This window comes from Floccifex porci (assembly GCF_009696175.1).
Classification (GTDB): domain Bacteria; phylum Bacillota_I; class Bacilli_A; order Erysipelotrichales; family Erysipelotrichaceae; genus Floccifex; species Floccifex porci.
Map to the genome: position 1 here is coordinate 242,166 of NZ_VUMM01000001.1, position 22,100 is coordinate 264,265.

At 34.1% G+C, this 22,100-nt stretch carries 16 protein-coding genes; 7 read left to right on the forward strand and 9 right to left on the reverse strand.

What is annotated here, in order from left to right; all coding sequences use genetic code 11:
* Positions 1 to 10: 10 nt before the first annotated feature.
* Genes FYJ50_RS01150 through FYJ50_RS01160 form a run of 3 tightly spaced genes read right to left on the reverse strand, consistent with a single transcriptional unit; the run spans position 11 to position 3,381 of the window.
* Positions 11 to 964 carry a zinc dependent phospholipase C family protein gene (locus tag FYJ50_RS01150; RefSeq protein ID WP_154459205.1) on the reverse strand — a complete coding sequence of 318 codons (954 nt, stop codon included), beginning with the start codon at positions 962 to 964 and terminating at the stop codon, positions 11 to 13.
* A complete protein-coding gene (locus FYJ50_RS01155) occupies positions 949 to 2,427 on the reverse strand; it encodes a DUF2779 domain-containing protein (RefSeq protein ID WP_235900895.1) in 1,479 nt (492 codons plus the stop codon). Before FYJ50_RS01155 ends, FYJ50_RS01150 begins: the two co-directional genes overlap by 16 nt.
* A 9-nt stretch (positions 2,428 to 2,436) precedes the next feature.
* Complete coding sequence (locus FYJ50_RS01160; protein ID WP_154459206.1) at positions 2,437 to 3,381, reverse strand: helix-turn-helix transcriptional regulator; 945 nt, start codon at positions 3,379 to 3,381, stop codon at positions 2,437 to 2,439.
* Positions 3,382 to 3,550: 169 nt separating this feature from the next.
* On the opposite strand from FYJ50_RS01160, the gene FYJ50_RS01165 reads away from it, so the two are divergent.
* Both FYJ50_RS01165 and FYJ50_RS01170 read left to right on the forward strand, forming a co-directional pair.
* A complete protein-coding gene (locus tag FYJ50_RS01165; protein ID WP_154459207.1) occupies positions 3,551 to 5,152 on the forward strand; it encodes a CTP synthase in 1,602 nt (533 codons plus the stop codon).
* A gap of 56 nt (positions 5,153 to 5,208) precedes the next feature.
* Positions 5,209 to 7,296 (forward strand): glutamine synthetase III family protein, encoded by a 2,088-nt coding sequence (locus FYJ50_RS01170; protein WP_154459208.1) that lies wholly within the window; start codon positions 5,209 to 5,211, stop codon positions 7,294 to 7,296.
* A gap of 14 nt (positions 7,297 to 7,310) precedes the next feature.
* Here the strand turns inward: FYJ50_RS01170 and FYJ50_RS01175 are convergent, their stop codons facing one another.
* The 4 genes from FYJ50_RS01175 to FYJ50_RS01190 are packed head-to-tail and all read right to left on the reverse strand — an operon-like array spanning position 7,311 to position 10,361.
* A complete protein-coding gene (locus tag FYJ50_RS01175) occupies positions 7,311 to 8,042 on the reverse strand; it encodes a polysaccharide deacetylase family protein (RefSeq protein ID WP_154459209.1) in 732 nt (243 codons plus the stop codon).
* Positions 8,043 to 8,101: 59 nt separating this feature from the next.
* Positions 8,102 to 8,575 (reverse strand): Cys-tRNA(Pro) deacylase, encoded by a 474-nt coding sequence (gene ybaK, locus FYJ50_RS01180; protein WP_205946364.1) that lies wholly within the window; start codon positions 8,573 to 8,575, stop codon positions 8,102 to 8,104.
* The gene (locus FYJ50_RS01185) at positions 8,568 to 9,149 is read right to left on the reverse strand and encodes an ANTAR domain-containing response regulator (protein ID WP_154459210.1); all 582 of its coding nucleotides are present in this window, start codon (positions 9,147 to 9,149) and stop codon (positions 8,568 to 8,570) included. The genes ybaK and FYJ50_RS01185 overlap by 8 nt, the downstream gene beginning before the upstream one ends.
* Before the next feature lie 9 nt (positions 9,150 to 9,158).
* Positions 9,159 to 10,361 carry a glutamine synthetase family protein gene (locus FYJ50_RS01190; RefSeq protein ID WP_154459211.1) on the reverse strand — a complete coding sequence of 401 codons (1,203 nt, stop codon included), beginning with the start codon at positions 10,359 to 10,361 and terminating at the stop codon, positions 9,159 to 9,161.
* A gap of 187 nt (positions 10,362 to 10,548) precedes the next feature.
* Here FYJ50_RS01190 and FYJ50_RS01195 point away from each other — a divergent pair, with 187 nt between their 5' ends.
* The 5 genes from FYJ50_RS01195 to FYJ50_RS01215 are packed head-to-tail and all read left to right on the forward strand — an operon-like array spanning position 10,549 to position 21,458.
* Positions 10,549 to 12,645 (forward strand): glutamine synthetase III family protein, encoded by a 2,097-nt coding sequence (locus tag FYJ50_RS01195; RefSeq protein WP_154459212.1) that lies wholly within the window; start codon positions 10,549 to 10,551, stop codon positions 12,643 to 12,645.
* A 58-nt stretch (positions 12,646 to 12,703) separates the two neighbouring features.
* Positions 12,704 to 14,287: an asparagine synthase B gene (gene asnB / locus FYJ50_RS01200; RefSeq protein WP_154459213.1), complete on the forward strand. Its 1,584-nt coding sequence runs from the start codon at positions 12,704 to 12,706 to the stop codon at positions 14,285 to 14,287.
* Positions 14,288 to 14,302: 15 nt separating this feature from the next.
* Entirely contained in the window at positions 14,303 to 18,784 is a 4,482-nt protein-coding gene (gltB, locus tag FYJ50_RS01205; protein WP_420841787.1) for a glutamate synthase large subunit, read from the forward strand.
* A 13-nt stretch (positions 18,785 to 18,797) separates the two neighbouring features.
* Complete coding sequence (locus tag FYJ50_RS01210) at positions 18,798 to 20,255, forward strand: glutamate synthase subunit beta (protein ID WP_154459215.1); 1,458 nt, start codon at positions 18,798 to 18,800, stop codon at positions 20,253 to 20,255.
* A 45-nt stretch (positions 20,256 to 20,300) separates the two neighbouring features.
* Entirely contained in the window at positions 20,301 to 21,458 is a 1,158-nt protein-coding gene (locus FYJ50_RS01215) for a transglutaminase domain-containing protein (RefSeq protein WP_154459216.1), read from the forward strand.
* On the opposite strand, the gene FYJ50_RS01220 is transcribed toward FYJ50_RS01215, so the two are convergent.
* Complete coding sequence (locus tag FYJ50_RS01220; protein WP_154459217.1) at positions 21,451 to 21,723, reverse strand: GNAT family N-acetyltransferase; 273 nt, start codon at positions 21,721 to 21,723, stop codon at positions 21,451 to 21,453. The two genes, FYJ50_RS01215 and FYJ50_RS01220, sit on opposite strands and share 8 nt — an antisense overlap.
* A complete protein-coding gene (locus FYJ50_RS01225; RefSeq protein ID WP_154459218.1) occupies positions 21,720 to 21,929 on the reverse strand; it encodes a hypothetical protein in 210 nt (69 codons plus the stop codon). Before FYJ50_RS01225 ends, FYJ50_RS01220 begins: the two co-directional genes overlap by 4 nt.
* Between the last annotated feature and the right edge of the window lie 171 nt (positions 21,930 to 22,100).

The window sequence follows — 22,100 nt, forward strand, 5'->3', positions numbered from 1 at the left end:
CTACAACACATTATTCAAAAACTAAATCGAAAAATTTCATCTTACGATTATCTGATATACCTAAATTATAATTTCGATTTCCAATTGTATTTAATAATATCTCTTCTTTTTCCTTTGAATCAATTGCTTCAATAAATAAAGGAATTACCTGACAGGCTAATTCTTTAGCCTTTTCATACAATTCAAAGAAATCACTGGTATAAACTTTTGTATCGTCACATGGATGCATCCATTGTTTATGCAGTAAATTACATGTATCAAAAGGATCTTCTGGTTCATTTGGTACAATCAGTCCCGATAACATATTTTCTTTATGTAAAAGGGTTTCTATATCGTAGATTGTCTGCCATTTTCTTCCAGAGGCATCATACAGTAATTTCTGTATTGTATACCAGTCCTGTAAAGATTCCCATAACTGATAAGGGTGAATCGAAAGAGAAAATACATTTCTGGAAACAGCCATATAAATTCGAACAATGGCTTTTGCCTGTTCTTTGGTACATTCACAAATCTGATAGGCTTTAAAATCCTTAATGGTCTGTTCTCTTTTTACTTTTAAAACAATGGAATCCAGAACCGATTCAAAGCGATGATGCCACCATCCACTTTCGTTTTTACAGTTTCCTGTTCGATAAAAAACATAAGGATGTACCGTACAATCCAGTGCCCAGTGACATAAATGACCACTTATATAAGAAATCATATTTTCTTTTGTATCTTCATCTTTTTCTTCCCTTATTGTCTTTAAAGCCTGTTTATAAAAATCATTAATATGACCCTGGTGAGCAATTGATCCTAAATGACGTAAAGTACCATCTTTTGATATATGTTTTGGACTGCATCCATGAAAGAAAAGAAAATCTGGTCCATTGGATCCAATTTCCAGTAATTTTTTATTAAAATCATAAGGTAGAATATCGTTTACTTCATCCGCAAATAAAGTATGAGTTATAATGTTTGGCATGTTTCCTCCTTTATAGTCTTTAATAGACCATGATAAACAATATATTCGGCATAGGTATCCATTGCACAATATCGCCGTATTTCACCGGATATGAATTGTTTTTGCTGCATTGTTGCCTGATTGTATGTCCGATAGGCAAAAACTGCATTCATTCCATTCTGAATTTCTAAATTGCTATAAGAGATATCATCAGAAAAAACCGGCAATAAATTTTTTAAAGAATAGTGGCCTCTCATTTTATTATCATAAAAAATTCCCAGCTCAAATGGCTTTGAAAGATCCATCATACGATTCCATATAGATTCCAGTTCTTCTTTATATTCAGGAAATTGAAAAGCCAGTTGTTTTAAACGTAATTTTTCAGCTCCTTCCATATTATAAACAAGAATGGTTCCTTCTTTTGGAACATTGTCAATCAAAGAATCAATAAATTTTTTACGACAGTCTCCTGTTGAAAAAAAGTCATGATGCGATAGCTGTCCATCTTTATTTTCTACATGTAAACTGTATTGAAAACACAATACATCAAATGGTTTCATATTCTTATATGGGGGCAGCGCAAAAGTATCCCATTCAAAGTCCAGATAAGATACAGGATACTGAATTTTTGAAATCCAGGGAATGATTGCACCCAAATCTAGAAAACGTCCATATAAAGAAGCCATATATTGTGAATACTGAAGACGGAATCCTTCAATTTTATCAATTTTTATATCTTTTATTCTTTGGATTCCCTCTTCATAAAGATCCAGTTTATGACCTGAAGTGGTCAAAAACAGAATAGAATCGTCTGGTTCCTGACTTTCATCAAAACAGAAGTCATAGAAACGACATCTTCTTCCTGTTGTACATTTCTTGGTACGTATTGCTTCAGGCTGTGCCTGTAAAAATAAATCATTTACTTTTTCAATCAGATCATCCAGATCCACTTCCATCTGATTCAATAATTCATCAATATTTTTTCCAGGATTGTTTCTTCGATTAAAAAAACGATCACCCAGAATCAGACATTGATTCACATCCAGATCTTCTTTTCTTACATAATCTTTATTTAAATAAATGATTTTATGTTTTACAATGAGTATTCCATTTTTTTCACAAATCATCTGATTAATTTTCATTCTCTGTGCTTCAAATTCTTTTGGATATGAAGATAAAAATGGATAAATGGCACAATACCCATCTTCTTGTTTTATCAGTACAGGAACTTTAGTACGACATCCTTTATATTCAAATCTTGCATTTAAAACATACGAATTATTTTTAAGAAGACATAAAGTTTTTTCATTGGTATCACCTGTTTTTCCAGTGCCATATTCATTGATACCTAACAACTTACAATAATATTCACTATAAGGAACATCCATATGATAAAAACTTTCTAAAGGCTTTTTACTGGTATGGTAATTGTATGCCAAACGTGAACATTGTTGATAATGCAGCAAATCACTTACATGAATCAAGTCTCTCACCTACTTTTCATATATACCCAGTGTATTCTTTAAAGACTGAATGTAATTTTTTCTTACATCCAATGGTTCTAAAATTTCAATTCCTTCATGGAAAGAATAGATTTTACGATAAAAATCCAGTACATCTTCTACAAAAAAAGAGAAAATGGAATACTTTTCAAATTTTTCTTCTTTAAAATCATAACCCCAATACATTTCTTTTACCATTCGTCTGGTATGAAGATCGGCTTTCATTTTAATCTGTATAAAGTTTCCTTTTATAATGGAATGCTTGCCAATATAATATTCCAGTTTATAATTCGAATCTTTTAAGAATTTTATACTGGTATACTGACAATCATACATTCTCTGATCAGAAAATCGAAAAATTCGTATATCTTTTCTTCTATGTGAAAAACCAATGACATAATACGCCTTATGATAATGAAGAACTTCATATGGATCAAATAAAAATGTACAAGGTTTATCCTCTTTTGATGTCTGGTATGTCAAGTTTATGCAGTGTTTATCTTTCAGACCCTGATTCATCGTATCCAGAAAAGTAAGCATTTTACTGGATAATACATTACCAGGTGTATCCATAAAATAATTCGGACTTCGAGATTCATTGTGATACATCTGCATAATTTTATCTATGGCGTTATTGTATTCTTTTAAACGGGAATATTCTTTATGGGAACTGACTAAATATCTGGATTCATCCAGTGCCTGAACTTCTTCATTGGTTAATCGAATTACAGGAAACAGATCGTCTTCATCTAATACATAGCCCCCATATCTTCCTTTAATTTCTTTTATATTATAGCCTGCAACTTCTAATTCTTTTCGGAATTCACGAATGTTTCTGGGATTGGTTTCCAGCTGCTGGGCCAGTTCGCTGGTATTCATTTTTCCTCTGCTCTTTAATAGAAGCAGCATTTTTATACATAAAGATGTTCGGTTCATAATTACCTCTTTTGTTCATAATATGTGAACATATATAAATTCATACATTATTATTTTAGTATAATATATATAAATATACAATAATTATGTCAAATTAAAAAAATAAAAAAAAGATTGCGAAATGACCCCATTAAGAATATAATTTCGAACTAGAAAAAGGAGAAAACTCATGGCAAAATACATTTTTGTTACCGGTGGAGTTGTCTCTGGTTTAGGAAAAGGAATCAGTGCAGCCAGCCTAGGAAGATTATTGAAATCAAGAGGTTATAAAGTAACTTCACAAAAATTAGATCCTTACATCAATGTGGATCCAGGTACCATGTCCCCTTTTCAACACGGTGAAGTATTTGTTACCGATGATGGATTGGAAGCGGATCTAGATTTAGGTCATTATGAACGTTTTATTGATGAAAACCTTCATAAATATTCAAATTTGACAACCGGAAAAGTTTACTGGAACGTAATCAATAAGGAACGCGATGGAAAATATTTAGGACAGACGGTTCAGGTCATACCTCATATTACCGATGAAATTAAAAACTTTGTGATTCAGGCAGGTGTGCATGCTCAAGCCGATTTCGTGATTACAGAAATTGGTGGGACTACAGGAGATATTGAAAGTTTGCCTTTTTTAGAATCCATTCGTCAGGTTGCCTTAGAAGTGGGACGAAACAACTGTATTTTTATTCATGTTACCTATGTTCCCTATATTTCAGGAAGTAAAGAATATAAATCAAAACCAACACAGCATTCTGTAAAAGAACTTCAGTCTTATGGTATCAATCCAGATATCATTGTCTGTCGCTGTGACCAACAGATTCCTGAATCCGTTTTGGATAAAATCAGTCTGTTCTGTAATGTTGAAAAAAGATGCGTTATTCAGAATACAACATTAGATTCTTTATATGAAGTTCCTTTGATGTTAGAGGATCAGAATCTGGCTGACATCATTTGTGAAAAAACAAGTAGTGAAATTCGAAAACCAGATTTGAGCGAATGGTATGAAGTGGTCAATCGGGTTCGTAACGTATCCAGCCAGGTAACCATAGCTTTAGTTGGTAAATATGTAGCTTTACATGATGCTTATTTAAGTGTATCTGAAGCTTTAACGCATGCTGGATTTACATGTGGTGCCAGCGTTCATATCAAATGGGTGGATTCAGAAACCATTGAAGATCAGAATTTTGATGACATCTTTAAAGATGTCAATGGTATCATTCTTCCAGGTGGATTTGGTAATCGTGGAATTGAAGGGATGATACAGGTGGCAACTTATGCTTATAATCATAAAATTCCTTATCTGGGAATCTGTTTAGGAATGCAAATTGCTGCTATATCTTTTGCACGAAATGTATTAGGATATCAGGATGCCAACAGTTATGAATTTGATCCAGCTTCAAAACATACAATTATTGATTTTATGGAAGAACAAAGCAATGAAATTCGTAAAGGTGGTACGATGCGATTGGGATCTTATCCTTGTTCCATTGTAGCGGGTTCAAAAATGCATGAATTGTATCAGCAGGAAATGATTGAAGAAAGACATCGTCATCGTTATGAATTCAATAACTTCTATCGAAGCAGCTTTGAACAGAATGGTATGATGATCACGGGTACAAGTCCAGATAAACAGCTGGTAGAAGCCATTGAAGCCAAAGATCATCCATTCTTTATTGGGGTTCAATATCATCCCGAATTTAAATCTCGTCCGAATCGTGCTCATCCTTTATTTTTAGGACTGATTCAGGCCAGTTTAAAAAATCAAAAGTAGAGTTTGCTCTACTTTTTTTTTGATGCTTGGTATAAAATAGACGTGGAGGAAACAATATGAAGATAGTAGATGAATATTTTGGATGTGATGTATTTGGCCCTGCAGCCATGCAAAAATATCTACCCCATGCCGTTTATCGTCAGATGATTGATGTCATGGAAAACGGAAAAGAGCTGCCTAGAGAAATTGCGGATACCGTCGCTAATGCAATGAAAGACTGGGCAATGGATAAAGGTGCAACGCATTACACACACTGGTTTCAGCCTATGACTGGAATCACCGCTGAAAAACACGATGCCTTTATCAATCCAACTGGACCCAATTCTGTCATCAGTGATTTTAGAGGAAAAGAACTGATCAAAGGAGAACCGGATGCTTCCAGCTTTCCAAGTGGTGGCTTAAGAGCTACTTTTGAAGCCAGAGGCTATACCGCCTGGGATCCCACTTCTTTTGCTTTTGTGAAAGAAAATACGTTATACGTACCCACTTTATTCTGTTCCTATGATGGTTCTGCATTAGATAAAAAAACACCTTTATTACGTTCTTTAGATGCCTTAAATAAACAGGCTGTAAGACTTTATCGTTTAATGGGATACAATATTTCAAAAATCCATACAACGGTTGGTCCTGAACAGGAATATTTTCTGATTGATGAAAAATTATATAAACAGCGTTTTGATTTAATGGTTACTGGTCGTACTTTATTTGGAGCTTCTCCAGTAAAAGGACAGGAGCTGGATGATCATTATTTTGGAAATATCAGTCAAAGAGTAAAAGCATTTATGGAAGAAGTGGATGAAGAACTCTGGAAACTGGGAGTATTTGCCAAGACCGAACATAAAGAAGTGGCACCTTGTCAATTTGAGCTGGCTCCTGTTTATTCTTCCACAAACAGTGCCAACGATCAGAATCAGATCACAATGGAAGTCTTACAGAAAGTCGCAAAACATCATGGTCTGGTCTGTTTATTACATGAAAAACCATTTGAAGGAGTTAATGGTTCCGGTAAACACAACAACTGGTCATTTTCCACAAATGATGGAGAAAATGTTCTGGAACCAGGTAAAAATCCAAAAGACAATGTGCGTTTTTTAATCACCTTAGCGGCTATTATCAAAGCCGTTGATGAATACCAGGATTTATTAAGAATCAGTGTAGCCAGTGCAGGAAACGATCATCGACTGGGTGCCAATGAAGCACCGCCAGCTATCATTTCCATTTATCTGGGAGATGAATTAACGGCTATTCTGGATTCCATTGAAAATCATGAAGAATATACCGACAATATCGATCGTGAACTAATTTTAGGTGTGGATGCTTTACCACCTATTGCCAAAGATACAACCGATCGAAATCGTACCAGTCCTTTTGCGTTTACGGGAAATAAATTTGAATTCAGAATGCTGGGATCTTCTTTAAATATTTCCTGTCCAAATACAATTTTAAATACCATTGTAGCAGAAGAACTTTCTCAGTTTGCCGATGAAATCGAAGCTAAGAATCCAAAAGATATGAATGCCTGCATCATGCATATCATTCGAAGAACGATTCACAATCATAAACGCATAATCTTCTCTGGAAATGGATATTCACAGGGATGGAAAGAAGAAGCAAAAAGAAGAGGTTTACTGGAATTAAAAACAACACCGGATGCTTTAATTCACTATACCGATCCTAAAAACATTGCTTTATTTGAAAAACATAAAGTATATAACACTTCCGAACTTCATGCTCGTGAAAATATTTTATTGACAAATTATTACCAGGTTATTCAAATCGAAGCTAAAACTATGATCTATATGTTAAGAAAACAGATATTACCTTCTGTTTTCAATTATGAAGCTAAATTAGCAACCATTATTCAGACAAAGAAAAACAGTGGCATCTCTTCTCCTATGGAAGAAAAAATGTTAAAAAACATTGATAAGCCACTGGAACTGGTCAGCAATCATGTAGATAAACTGGAAACAATGATCGATAAAGGTTTTGGAAATGAAAAAGAAGCTGCTTTCTTTGCGGCCAATGAAATGCTTCCTTTAATGGATGCCATTCGAAAATTAACAGACAGCATTGAAAAAAATGTTTCAAAAGATGACTGGCCTATACCAGACTACAATGAAATTTTATTTAAATCCGTTGAATAGTACGCTTCTGCGTACTATTTTATTATCCATTGAAAGTAAAACATAGGCATAAAATCAATAATGGCATAACGTGGAATATGATAGATATCATCCCATTTAGATGCATTATGAAACTGGTTGTAGCTAAAAGCCATTTTTACCTGCTTCCTTTCAAAAATAGATTCTATATCTTTTACACTTTTTCCATAAGGATAGGCAAAATATGTATGATCCACTTTATTTTTATCAAAATCTTTTTCAATTTGTTCAAAAGATAAAGTTTCTATAATTTTCTGATACTGACAAAAGCGATGTAAATTATAAGAATGTGAATAAAAAGAAATGGTTTCATCATTGATCATATCTTTTAATTTCACAAACTGTTCTTTATCATCTATACAATGTTTTCCAATCACAAAACAGGAAGCCTGAAAATTAAATTGTTTTAAAATCGGTTTAACAATGGTATTGATAGAAGCATATCCATCATCAAACGTTAAGACAATGCTTTTTTTGGGAAACTGTTTATTCGTTGTGTAACATTCATAAAACTCATCTAAAGTTAAAGTCTGATACTGATGATCATATAAATACTGCATCTGTTCCATAAACTGGCTTTGCGATAAAGTATACCGATCACTGATTTTTTCTTTTTCTTCATCCTTAACGATATTGTGATAACCTAATACAGGAATGGAATCTCTGGTTGTATATAAACAGGAGATGATAAGGAATAAACTTAAAATAATTAAATATCTTTTTTTCATAAAATCCTTTCTAAAGGACTTTTATTATAATACAAGTTAAAAAAAAAGCATAATATTTATTATGCTTTTACACAGTCTACACACTTTATATGTCTTAATTCAATCAGATCCATTGGATTCATTTCTATTTGAAGACCGATTTTTCCTCCACTAAAACAAATGGTATCATATAATACACATTCTTCATAAATAAATATCGGATATTCTTTCTTCATTCCTAAAGGAGAACATCCTCCTCTTACATATCCAGTTATTTTATTGATTTCTTTTACAGGAATCATATCAACAGATTTTACCTGGGCAATCTTAGCACATTTTTTCAGATCCAGTTGAAGATGAACCGGAATCATAAATACAAAATATTGTCTGGTATTGGATATTAATACCAGTGTTTTATAAACCTGTTCTACATTCTGATTTAATAAGGAAGCTACATGAATTCCATCCACTGCTTCATTCTTATGAGGATATTCATGAACCATATAAGGGATGGAATGCTGATCCAAAATACGCATCGCGTTTGTCTTATTCATTTTTTTTCACCTTCTCTATCAGACTCATGGCTACTTCTACTTTTGTGATGGAATGATCCATTGCGACTTTTTCAATATAATGATGAGCTTTTTCTTCACTATAATGATACTGTTCAATTAAAAGCAGTTTCGCCTGGTTGATTTTTTGCTGATCTTGAATTTTCTTTCTTAATTTACGAATTTCATTTTCCATTTTCTGTTTCTGAAACATTAATGTATTCATTAAACAGATTCCCTGATATAACACCTGACGATTGGTTGGCATAGATAAAACAAGAATGGGATCTTCTTTTAATCGATACGTAACCTGATCAAAAATATCATTTTTTACAAGTAATAAAACGCCAATATCAAATGTATTTGCAATTTCCTGTGACGATTTTACACCAAATTCATCTTTGATTGGACATTGAACGATTGAAAAATAAAACGATTCGTTTCTTAATTTCTTTTTCGCATCGTGAATGGTTGTGGATAAATTAACAATGTATTCATTTACAGGTAATAGTTCTTTTAAAACAGGTACGAGTTTTTCTCCACTGGATACAATCAATATTTTTTTCTTATTGATCATAGAACTCTCCTATTTTAAATACGCTTCAATAATTTTTTCTGGTATGTATTCAGCTATAAACTCGCTTTCCCTTGTGATATTGCTTGCTTTTCGTATGGAATCCGGTATAGCCTTTAATTGAGATGTAATATCATCTTTAGCCTGGTATAAATTGACATTTACTTCTTCAGGGGCTTTTAAATTTCTTTCAATACCATCCAGTCCTGCATAAATAATCAGGGCAAAAGCTAAATATGGATTGCAGCAAGGATCTGGACTTCTTAATTCCAAACGGATATTTTTACTTTTGGTAGCCGGTATACGTATTGCCTGAGTACGATTGTAGGCAGACCATGTGATATATTTTGGTGCTTTTCGCTTTCCGATTCTTTCATAACTGGATACATCTGGATTTAAAAATAAAGTCATTTCTTCCAGGTGATTCATTAAACCAGCTAATACATTATCCAGATAATCTTTATTGTCCTCACTTTCAATGGATATATTAATATGTAATCCATTTCCCGCTTCCTGTTTTAAAGGTTTCGGTGAAAAATCGGCATATAGACCATTGCTTTTGGAAATGGCTTTTACAACCCATTTAAAAGTCTGGGCATTGTCTGCTGCACGAAGGGCTGTGGAATAACGGAAATCAATTTCATTCTGTCCTGGACCTTCTTCATGATGACTGGCTTCTGGCTGAATTCCCATATCGGATAAAGTAAAACAGATTTCTCTTCGTACATCTTCCCCTTTATCCTCTGGAGATACATCCATATATCCACCCTGGTCCAAAGGAATATACGTATTGTTTTCATTTTCATCCAGTTTAAATAAATAAAATTCAAATTCGGTACCAAATACAAATGTAATTCCTTTTTCTTTTGCTTTTCGAATGGCTTTTTTCAAGATATAGCGACAATCTCTTTCAAAAGGTGTTTCATCTGGATATTTGATCTGACATTCCATTCGTATAACGGCACCTTCCATTGACCTCCATGGCAATATAGAGCATGTATCTGGATCGGGATACAAAAACAGATCGCTGTTTTTTTCATCCATAAACCCATCAATGGCACTTCCATCTATACTGATTCCCTCTTTAAATGCTTTAGGAAGTTCATCTGGTAAAATCGAAACATTTTTCTGTTTACCAAATACATCACAAAAGGATAAACGTATAAATTTTACATCCTGTTCTTCTACATATTCTAATACTTGATCAATATTCATATTTACCTCCATTTTGTATCTTTATACTCTTTTTTTACATTTCTTTCAATACTTTGAAAAAATATTTCATTTTTTATTGACAAAGTCTTTAAAAAGAATAAAATGTTTACATAAACAGAGGCAATGGGGCCTAGTACTAATTTTTAGTATGCCCTATTGCCTCTTTTTTATCGAAAAGGAGAGCCATATGACACAATCAGTACCTGAAATCTTTGGATCAAAAGTTTTTAATCAAACAGAAATGAAAAAAAGATTACCAAAAGACACATTTAAGGAATTAATGAAAACGATTGAAGAAGGAAAACCTTTGAATATCAAAATCGCCAATGCCGTCAGTCATGCGATGAAAGAATGGGCAATTGAACAGGGAGCCACACATTATACACACTGGTTCCAGCCAATGACTGGGGTAACTGCAGAAAAACATGACAGTTTCATTCATCCTACAGAGGATGGAAACGTTGTAATGACTTTTTCTGGTAAAGAATTAATTAAAGGGGAACCTGATGCTTCATCCTTCCCAAATGGAGGATTAAGAGCCACATTTGAAGCAAGAGGTTATACTGCATGGGATCCAACATCTTATGCATTTATCAAAAATAAAGTTCTTTGTATTCCAACTGCTTTCTGTTCTTATACAGGACATGCACTGGATAAGAAAACTCCTTTATTAAGATCTATGGAAGCCATTAATAAACAGGCTTTACGTATCTTAAAATTATTTGGACACGATGAAGTCATTTCGGTTAAAACTACCGTAGGACCTGAACAGGAGTATTTCCTGGTGGATCAGAAATATTATGAACAGCGTAAAGACTTAATTTATACAGGTCGTACATTATTTGGAGCCAATTCTCCAAAAGGACAGGAAATGGAAGACCATTACTTTGGCACCATTAAAACTCGTGTTCAAAACTTCATGGATGAATTGAATGTTGAATTATGGAAACTGGGTATTAATGCCAAAACTGAACATAACGAAGTAGCTCCTGCTCAACATGAGTTAGCTCCTGTGTTCTCTACTACAAATATCGCAACCGATCATAACCAGCTGACAATGGAACTGATGCAGCGAATCGCCAAACGTCATGGATTGGTTTGTTTATTACATGAAAAACCATTTGATGGAGTTAATGGTTCTGGTAAACACAACAACTGGTCCTTATCCACAAATACGGGATTAAACTTATTGGAACCAGGTGAAACACCTTACGAAAATGCACAATTCTTATTGTTCTTATGTGCGGTCATCAAAGCCGTTGACGAACATCAGGATTTATTAAGATTGTCTGTAGCAACAGCCGGAAACGATCATCGTTTAGGAGCCAATGAAGCTCCACCAGCTATCATTTCCATTTTCTTAGGTGATGAATTAACAGAAGTATTAGAAGCCATTGAAAATGGTACAGGATACAACGGAAAAGAAAAAGAATATATGCGTATCGGAGCGGATGTTCTTCCTAAATTCAAGAAAGATTCTACAGACCGTAACCGTACAAGTCCATTTGCCTTTACCGGAAATAAATTTGAATTCCGTATGCCAGGATCCAGCTCATCCATTGCTGGATGCAATATCGTTTTAAATACAGTTGTTGCCGATGAACTGGAAAAATTTGCGGATGTATTAGAAGCAGCTCCTGATTTTGAAAGTGCATTAAATGCATTGATTCAGGATACGATCAAATCTCATAAACGTATTATCTTCAATGGTAATGGATATGATGATTCTTGGATTGAAGAAGCGCAAAAACGTGGATTGTTAAATTTAAAAACAACTCCAGATGCTCTTCCTTACTTTGTTAAAGAAGAAAATGTTAAATTATTTGAAAAGCAGCATGTATATTCAAAAGAAGAAATCGAATCTCGTTATGAAGTATTAATTGAAGAATATGTAAAAATCATCAACATTGAAGCCTTAACAATGTTAGATATGGCTAAAAAAGAAATCTTACCTGCCGTCACAAGTTATTCTAAATCTTTAGCCGATACAATTCTTTCTAAGAAAGCTGTATGTGAATCAATGGATACAACTTATGAAACGGCTGTATTAAAACAGACATCTGAATTATTAAAAGAAGCTTATGAAGCAGTCAATGTTTTATCTGAAAGTATTGATCAGATGAATGCATTATCTGATTTTGAAAAGAAAGCGAACTTTGTACGTGATGATTTATTAAGTAAAATGGCTGCATTAAGAAAACCATGTGATGAATTAGAAGTTATTGTGGATGAAAAAGACTGGCCATTCCCTACTTATGGAAAATTATTATTTGGTGTGATGTAAAAAATAGATAGACCGGCAGAATTCTCTGCCGGCTTTATCGACTAGGAAGGATATAATTATGTGTACAATTATGGGATATCAGGGAAAATTAATTTCCTTACAACAATTTGAAAAAGGGTTTCAAGAAACGAAGTCCAGAGGTCCGGATGCACAAAAAATCATTCAATTTAAGGATGTAACATTAGGGTTTCAAAGATTATCCATTATGGGTTTAACGGATGAAGGAATGCAGCCATTTGAACACAATGGCAATAAATTGGTCTGTAATGGAGAAATTTATGGATTTCGTAAAATAAAAGAAGATTTAATTCAAAAGGGTTATACATTTAAAAGCGATAGCGACTGTGAAATTTTACTTCCATTGTTTGAAGAAAAAGGTTTAGAAATGTTTAAAGAACTGGATGCCGAATATGCATGTATTCTTTATGATTCAAAAAGTGATTCTCTGATTGCAGCTAGAGATCCCATTGGAATTCGACCTTTATATTATGGATACGATTCAAACAATCAGATTGTATTTGCCTCTGAACCAAAAAATATTGTTGGTTTAGTAAAAACAATCTACCCTTTCCCTTGTGGACATTACTATTACAAGGGTGAATTTATCTGTTATCGAGATATGACACAAACCAAAGAAATCATTCAGGATGATTTAGAGACTGTTTGTAAAAATATCCATGATTTACTGATTAAAGGAGTGGACAAAAGACTGGATGCCGATAGTCCGGTAGGATTTTTATTAAGTGGCGGTCTGGACTCCTCTTTAGTTTGTGCGATAGCTCAAAATCTTTTAAATAAACCGATTGAGACATTTGCGATTGGTATGGATGTAGATGCCATCGATTTAAAATATGCCAAACAGGCAGCCGATTATATTGGCAGCCATCATCATGAAATTATTATTGATAAAAACGATGTCATTCAGGCCATTAAACCCGTTATAAAAGCTTTAGCAACTTATGATATCACAACCATTCGTGCTTCCATTGGTATGTATCTGCTCTGTAAAGCCATTCATGAACAAAGTGATATACGTGTTTTATTGACAGGAGAAATTTCAGATGAACTGTTTGGTTATAAATATACCGATTTTGCACCCGATGCCCTTTCCTTCCAGAAAGAAAGTGAAAAACGTATTCGAGAACTACATATGTATGATGTATTAAGAGCCGATCGATGCATCAGCACGAATTCACTGGAAGCCCGTGTTCCTTTTGGAGATCTGGATTTTGTGGAATATGTCATGTCCATTGATCCAGAAATGAAGATGAATACATATAATAAAGGAAAATATTTATTACGTCATGCATTTGAATCGGACAAAATTTTACCAGAAAGTATTCTGATGCGTGAAAAAGCAGCTTTTTCCGATGCAGTGGGTCATTCTTTAGTCGATGATATTAAAGAATATGCCAATAATTATTATAGCGATCATGAATTTGAAGAAAAATGTAAAAAATATACCCATGCCGCTCCATTCACAAAAGAGTCTTTATTGTATAGAGAAATATTCGAATCCTATTATCCAAATCAATCCCAGATGATTGTAGATTTCTGGATGCCAAACAAAGAATGGAGTGGATGCGACGTAAACGATCCTTCCGCACGATACTTATCCAATTATGGAGACAGCGGAAAATAGAAAGAAGGAATGAATATGAACGATTTTACACAAATGGAACATGATGCATGTGGGATTGGTACAGTTGTTCAAATTGATGGAAAACCATCCTATGAAGTGGTTGATCAGGCACTTCATATCGTTGAAAAACTAGAACATCGTGCCGGAAAAGATGCTACAGGTGAAGTTGGAGATGGTGTTGGAATCTTATTACAGATTTCTCATCGTTTCTTTTCAAAAGTATGTAAAAAAGAAAATATTAAAATAGATGGAAAAAGAGAATATGGTGTCGGAATGTTTTTCTTTAACCAGCAGTCTTTAAAAAGAAATCAGGCAAAAAAATTATTTGAAACCATTACTCAAAAAGAAGGAGCAAAATTTTTAGGATGGAGAGTGGTTCCCTGTCATCCAGATATTTTAGGAAAAGGGGCCAGAGATTGCATGCCTTATATCATGCAGGCTTTTATAAAAAAAGAAAAAGAACTCTCACAGCTGGATTTTGAAAGACAACTGTATGTCATTCGTCGTGAATTTGAAAAAAGCTGTCCGGATACCTATGTAGCTTCCCTTTCCAGCAAGACCATTGTTTATAAAGGAATGTTTCTGGTCAATCAGTTAAGAGAATTTTATGACGATTTACAGGATAAAGATTATCAGTCGGCTATAGCTATTGTCCATTCCCGTTTCTCAACCAATACAACACCATCCTGGCAAAGAGCGCATCCAAACCGTATGATTGCCCATAATGGTGAAATCAATACAATTCGTGGAAATGCCAATCGTATGCTGGCACGTGAAGAAAGTATGGATTCTCAATTCTTATCCAAAGAATACACAAAGATCCTTCCGGTTATCAATGCCAATGGATCCGATAGTGCCATGCTGGATAATTCTTTAGAATTTATGGTAATGAATGGAATGGATCTGGCTCAGGCAGTTATGATTACCATTCCTGAACCTTGGAAACATACTGATATGTCACAAACCAAAAAAGATTTCTATCATTATTACGCAACGATGTTAGAACCATGGGATGGACCAGCTGCCATCATTTTCTCAGATGGTGATGTTGTCGGTGCCATATTAGACCGTAATGGATTGCGTCCATCTCGTTACTATATCACAAAAGACAATATGCTGATTTTATCCAGTGAAGTGGGTGTATTAGATATCGATCCGGAAAATATCATTAAAAAAGATCGATTACGTCCTGGAAAAATGCTTTTGGTGGATACCGTACAAAAACGTTTAATAGATGATGAAGAATTAAAAGAACACTATGCTCATCAGAATCCTTATGGAGAATGGCTGGATACCAATTTAGTCCATCTAAAAAATTTACCAGCTCCAGATAAAAAACCAACAATGCATACTCAACAAGAGCGAGACAAATTGTATAAAGTATTTGGATACACATATGAAGAATGTAAAAATACCATTTTACCTACAGCTAAAAATGGTGTGGAACCAACTGCAGCCATGGGTGTGGATATTCCAATTGCGGTATTATCAAAAAACCATCCTTCCCTGTTCCATTATTTTAAACAACTGTTTGCTCAGGTAACCAATCCTCCAATTGATTCCTTACGTGAACAGATTATTACCGATACGACAATTTATTTAGGTTCTGATGGAAATTTACTGGAAGAAAAAGGTTCGAACTGTACCGTTCTGGAAGTCAACAATCCAATTTTAACAGAACGAGATATGCAGAAAATTCGTTCTTTACATAAAAAAGGATTTAAAAACGAAACCATCTCTTTATTATTCTATCGTGGAATGCCTTTAAAAGATGCGATTCATAACTTATTTGTCAGTGTGGATCGAGCGTATAGAGATGGTGCCAATATTTTAATTTTAAGCGATAAAGGAATTGATGAAAGCCATGTAGCCGTCCCGAGTTTATTAGCAGTTAGTGCCATTTCTCAGCATCTGATTCGTACAAAAAAGAAAACAGCGGTTACTTTAATCGTAGAAAGTGGAGAACCTAGAGACGTTCACCAGTTCGCAACTTTATTAGGATTTGGTGCCAATGCGGTATATCCATATTTAGCGCATGAAACCATTGAAGAAATGATCCAGATGGATATGCTGGACAAGGAACCATCCATTGCCATCAAAGATTATAATGAAGCCATTTTACATGGTATTGTAAAAATTGCAGCAAAAATGGGGATTTCTACTTTACAAAGTTATCAGGATGCTCAGATTTTTGAAGCCATTGGTATCAGTAAAGAAGTTATTGATGATTATTTCACCAATACAGTATCCAGAATTGGTGGAATTGGATTAAAAGAAATTGAGGAAGATATTTTATTCCATCACGATAAAGCCTTTGATCCATTAGGACTGGGATGTGATACGTCTTTAGATAGTACTGGATTCCATAAATTAAGAAGTGGTAATGGAAAAGAAGATCATTTATACAATCCAAAAACAATTGTAACGCTTCAAAGAGCCACACAAACAAACGATTATGCTTTATTTAAAGAATACACAAGTATGGTCAATGACATTGAACGACCACATACCATTCGTTCTCAATTGTCTTTTAAACACATAAATCAATCAATTCCAATCGAAGAAGTGGAACCAGTCAGTGAAATTGTGAAACGTTTTAAAACTGGTGCCATGTCTTATGGTTCCATTTCTGAAGAAGCTCATACTTGTATGGCCATTGCGATGAATCGTCTTCATGGAAAATCCAATTCTGGTGAAGGTGGAGAAAAGAAAGATCGTTTAGGTACCGAAAAGAACAGTGCCATTAAACAGGTAGCTTCCGGTCGATTTGGAGTCACAAGTGAATATCTGGTCAGTGCTAAAGAAATCCAGATTAAAATGGCCCAGGGGGCAAAACCTGGAGAAGGTGGACATTTACCAGGAAGAAAAGTATATCCATGGATTGCCAAGACACGTTATAGTACACCAGGGGTATCTCTGATTTCCCCTCCACCACATCATGATATTTATTCCATCGAAGATTTGGCACAATTGATCTACGATTTAAAAAATGCCAATCGTGATGCACGAATTTCTGTAAAACTGGTATCGGAAGCTGGTGTTGGTACCATTGCAGCCGGTGTTGCCAAAGCTGGAGCTACTGTTGTATTGATTTCCGGATACGATGGAGGTACAGGGGCTGCTCCTCAAAGTTCCATTCATCATGCAGGTCTTCCATGGGAATTAGGACTGGCAGAAGCCCATAAAACATTAATTGACAATGGACTTCGTTCTCATGTCATCATTGAAACCGATGGAAAGCTGATGTCCGGAAGAGATGTAGCCATTGCCTGTATGTTAGGAGCTGAAGAATTCGGTTTTGCCACTGCCCCACTGATTACTATGGGATGTGCGATGATGCGTGTATGTAATCTGGATACTTGTCCATTTGGTGTTGCCACACAAAATGAAAAATTACGAAAACGTTTTAAAGGAAAACCAGAATACGTGATGAACTTTATGTTGTTCATTGCACAGGAATTAAGAGAAATCATGGCTGAACTAGGATTCCATTCCATTGATGAAATGGTGGGAAGATCGGATTGTCTTCAGATTAGAGAAAACCAGACTCCAAGAGAAAAAGAAATTGATCTATCTTATATTTTAAATGATGGAAACAACATTCACCATATCAGTGAAAATGAATATAATTTCAAACTGGAAAATACAATTGATTTATCAACATTGCTGCCAAAATTCCAGCCTTACTTTAAAAAGCAGAAGAAACATGAAGAATCCATCAATATTTCTTCTACTGATCGTACAGTGGGTACAATTTTAGGATCGGAAATCACAAAACAATGTGGTACAGATGTAAAAGAAGATACTTTTATTGTTCACTGCAATGGTGGAGCTGGACAGTCATTTGGTTCCTTTATTCCAAGTGGATTGACTCTGGATGTTAAAGGAGATGCCAATGACTATTTTGGTAAAGGATTATCGGGTGGTAAACTGATCATTGCCCCACCTGTCAATTCACCATTTAAAGCAGAAGAAAATGTAATCATTGGTAACGTTGCCTTATATGGTGCTACAAGTGGAAAAGCCTTTATTCGAGGTATTGCAGGGGAACGTTTCTGCGTACGTAATTCCGGAGCCATAGCCGTTGTAGAAGGTTGTGGAGACCATGGTTTAGAATATATGACAGGAGGATTAGCTGTCATCTTAGGAAAAACAGGTAAAAACTTTGCGGCAGGTATGAGCGGCGGTATCGCTTATGTACTGGATGAAGACCATGATTTATACAAACGAATCAATAAAGAAATGGTTTCCATTGAAGAAGCAACAGGTAAAACCGATCAGGAAACACTTTATAATCTATTACAGGAACATTACCAATGCACAGGTTCTATGGTTGCTAAAAAGATATTAGATGATTTTTCAAATCAGTTATCAAATTTCAAGAAAATCATTCCAAATGATTATCGTAAAATTAAAGATGCAATCAAAGAACTTGAAGATAAGGGCTTCCATACAGATGAAGCCGAATTAATGGCATTTGAAAGTGCATTTAATTAGGAGGGATACATTTATGGGAAAGCCTACTGGATTTTTAGAATTTGATCGAAAAGAAAATGCTTGTCTAAGCCCAGAAGTTCGATTAAAAAACTATAATGAATTTCATCAGTATTTAGATGAACAACAAAGACAGAAACAAGCGGCACGCTGCATGAATTGTGGCGTTCCCTTCTGCCAAAGTGCAATTGAATTAAAAGGAAAAGTAACTGGATGTCCTTTACATAATCTGATTCCAGAATGGAACGATGAAATCTATAATGGAAATTATCAGCACGCTTTATCACGTTTATTAAAGACCAATCCATTCCCGGAATTTACTTCCAGGGTCTGTCCAGCTTTATGTGAAAAAGCCTGTATCAACGGAATTTATGATGATCCGGTTACCATTCATGATAATGAATATTTTATTATCGAAACGGCTTATCAGAATGGATGGATGAAACCTCAGCCACCTGAAATCCGTTCGGATAAGAAAGTGGCTGTCATTGGAAGCGGTCCTTCTGGATTAGCAGTTGCCTATATACTAAATAAAAGAGGTCACAATGTAACGGTATATGAAAGAGAAAATCGTGCCGGTGGTTTATTAATGTATGGAATTCCAAATATGAAACTGGAAAAACAGTATATCCAAAGACGTATTGATCTTTTAATGGAAGAAGGCATTGAATTTAAATTGAATGTCAATGCTGGAGTGGATATTTCAAAAGAAGAACTGGAAAAACAGTACGATGCCATTGTTTTATGTTGTGGTTCGAAACAGGCTAGAGATATCAATGTGAAAAACAGAGAAACCAATGGAATTTATTTTGCCGTCGATTATTTAACACAGTCCACAAAAAACCAATTGGATCATACCCCATATATATCCGCAAAAGATAAAAATGTAGTAATCATTGGTGGTGGAGATACAGGAAATGACTGTGTTGGAACCAGCTTAAGACAGAAAGCAAAGAGTGTTGTCCAAATTGAAATGATGCCTTGTCCTCCATTAAAACGCCAAGCTAACAATCCTTGGCCCGAATGGCCAAATGTCTTAAAGACGGATTATGGACAACAAGAGGCTATTTCTCTATTTGGAAAAGATCCACGTGTCTATAATACAACTGTCAGTGAAGTTCTTTCGGATGAAAAAGGAAACATTACCGCTGTAAAAACCACAAAGATCACTTTCCAGAATGGGAAACTGACACCAGTTGAAGGAAGTGAAAAAGTCTTACCTTGTGATCTTTTATTGATTGCTGCTGGTTTTACAGGAGTGGAAAATTATGTAAAAGATAGTTTTGATTTAAAAACTTCTCCTCGTAATACTGTTTTAACTGCTAAAAATCATTATCAGACAGAAAATGAAAAAATATTTACAGCTGGTGATATTCATCGTGGTCAGTCTTTAGTGGTATGGGCTATTCATGAAGGTAAGGAATGTGCTCGAGAAGTGGATGAATATTTAATGGAATATACCAATATGGATTAGGAATTATCAATTGATAATTCCTCTTTTTTTATATAGAATAATTTTATGAGAAAAATAATAAAAATAATCTTAATATCTATTCTTTCCCTTTCTTTATCGGGATGCTCCATCTTATCTGGTTTTTCTTCTTTCTTTTCAAATATAAAAGAAGAAAAAATGATTGCCAAAATTGTATCCGATAATCCAATTCCAGATTTTGAAGATCGTTATTATTTAAGTCAATTAAAAGATAAAGATTTAGCCTTTGTGATCATAGCTTATGAAGGTCTGATGAATTTTAAGGAAAAGATTGATATTAACTTAACATTTGATTCACAGCAACGTCCTTTGGAATTATTGGAACTGATTCAGTACGATTGTCCAGAAATTTATCAGTTCACAACCAATGGATCGACCAATGTTACTTTTAACTGGATCTTAAGTAAAGATGAATTGGTGAGTATGGATATTACTTATTTAATGAATGAAGAACAATACAATCTTTCTTATCCTGTTATTCAAGATAAAATTCAAAATCTATTAAATGAAATTCAGTCTTTGAATGATTTTGATAAAGAATTATATGTATACGATTATATAGTGGATACATGCAGCTACAATGAAAATACAATTCATTATTCCAGTCCTTATGGAGTACTGATTGAACAGGAAGCGGCTTGTTTAGGTTTTTCCAGAACAATGCAATGGATATTAAAAGAAGCTGGAATGGATTGTATTACCGTAGGTGGATATTCAAAAGAAAAAGAAAGTGGCCATGCCTGGAATATTCTTAAGCTGGAGGATGAATATTATAGTCTGGATCTAACAGCAGATACAAATCGAAAAGAAAACAATGGATATAAAATGTATTTATATTTTAATGTGACCGATGATTTTATTCGTAAAGATTACCAGCTTCAATCATCTTTATTCAATGTACCCGAAACAAAAGGAACAAAATACAATTATTATATATATACAGATCATTATGTATATAATCATCAGGATTATCAGACAAAAATAAATGCCCTTCTTTCGCAAACGTATTTAAATCAGAATAAAGAATGTGTGATTCAATTTGAAAATAAAGAAACTTATTTAGAAGTTTTATCTGACATTTCTTCAATTTACAGCAACTGGTTAATGGAAATGAATCTTAGTTTTATTCCTGCCAGCTTTGCCAATGTTGAAGAATACAATGTGATTTATTTTCAGTTTAATTAAAACAAGCTAAGATGACTTCCTTTCCATCTTGGCTTTTTGTTTGTTTAACAGGCTTAAAACCTAAATTTGTCCAGAATTTTTCAGCTGGAATATTATTGGTTAACCAGGCTAGTTTAATGGAATAAGAAGCATAATATTGAATAAATTCTTTTATTATGAATCGTCCCATTCCCTTTCTTTGAAAAGAAGAATCCACCATAAACAATCCAATAAATAGAGTATTTGAATTTGGATATTCTATCAGATAATCTAAAACCTTAATCAATTCATTCTCATAAAATAACCCACAAAATACTTATTTTCTTTACTAAAGCCCTTTGGTACACAATGTAAATCATCCAGGATCATTTCTTTTGTCAGGATTTCATTTAAATATAAGTAATAATCTGGATTGGATTGACATAAAGTATAGATTAAATCGATATCCGATTCATTTAATTTTCTTATCGTAAAATTATTTGAAACAATCATATAATTATTATAGACAATTAAAACAAAAATAAAAGCACCGAAAGTGATATGTACCCAATATTCTGGACATACGTTAATTTGAATTGAGTTTAACACATGGATGTTTCTCTGTATACAACAGGAGGCATCCATTTTGTTTTGGATTGAATTCTTTTGTTGTTATAGTAATAG

Excerpts from the sequence above, each read along its gene's own strand:
- FYJ50_RS01160 (WP_154459206.1), bottom strand. The coding sequence starts at position 3,381 with ATGAACCGAACATCTTTATGTATAAAAATGCTGCTTCTATTAAAGAGC.
- FYJ50_RS01190 (WP_154459211.1), bottom strand. The coding sequence starts at position 10,361 with ATGAATATTGATCAAGTATTAGAATATGTAGAAGAACAGGATGTAAAA.
- FYJ50_RS01170 (WP_154459208.1), top strand. The coding sequence starts at position 5,209 with ATGAAGATAGTAGATGAATATTTTGGATGTGATGTATTTGGCCCTGCA.
- FYJ50_RS01150 (WP_154459205.1), bottom strand. The coding sequence starts at position 964 with ATGCCAAACATTATAACTCATACTTTATTTGCGGATGAAGTAAACGAT.
- FYJ50_RS01175 (WP_154459209.1), bottom strand. The coding sequence starts at position 8,042 with ATGAAAAAAAGATATTTAATTATTTTAAGTTTATTCCTTATCATCTCC.
- ybaK (WP_205946364.1), bottom strand. The coding sequence starts at position 8,575 with ATGAATAAGACAAACGCGATGCGTATTTTGGATCAGCATTCCATCCCT.
- FYJ50_RS01165 (WP_154459207.1), top strand. The coding sequence starts at position 3,551 with ATGGCAAAATACATTTTTGTTACCGGTGGAGTTGTCTCTGGTTTAGGA.
- FYJ50_RS01185 (WP_154459210.1), bottom strand. The coding sequence starts at position 9,149 with ATGATCAATAAGAAAAAAATATTGATTGTATCCAGTGGAGAAAAACTC.
- FYJ50_RS01195 (WP_154459212.1), top strand. The coding sequence starts at position 10,549 with ATGACACAATCAGTACCTGAAATCTTTGGATCAAAAGTTTTTAATCAA.
- asnB (WP_154459213.1), top strand. The coding sequence starts at position 12,704 with ATGTGTACAATTATGGGATATCAGGGAAAATTAATTTCCTTACAACAA.
- FYJ50_RS01210 (WP_154459215.1), top strand. The coding sequence starts at position 18,798 with ATGGGAAAGCCTACTGGATTTTTAGAATTTGATCGAAAAGAAAATGCT.
- gltB (WP_420841787.1), top strand. The coding sequence starts at position 14,303 with ATGAACGATTTTACACAAATGGAACATGATGCATGTGGGATTGGTACA.
- FYJ50_RS01215 (WP_154459216.1), top strand. The coding sequence starts at position 20,301 with ATGAGAAAAATAATAAAAATAATCTTAATATCTATTCTTTCCCTTTCT.
- FYJ50_RS01225 (WP_154459218.1), bottom strand. The coding sequence starts at position 21,929 with ATGATTGTTTCAAATAATTTTACGATAAGAAAATTAAATGAATCGGAT.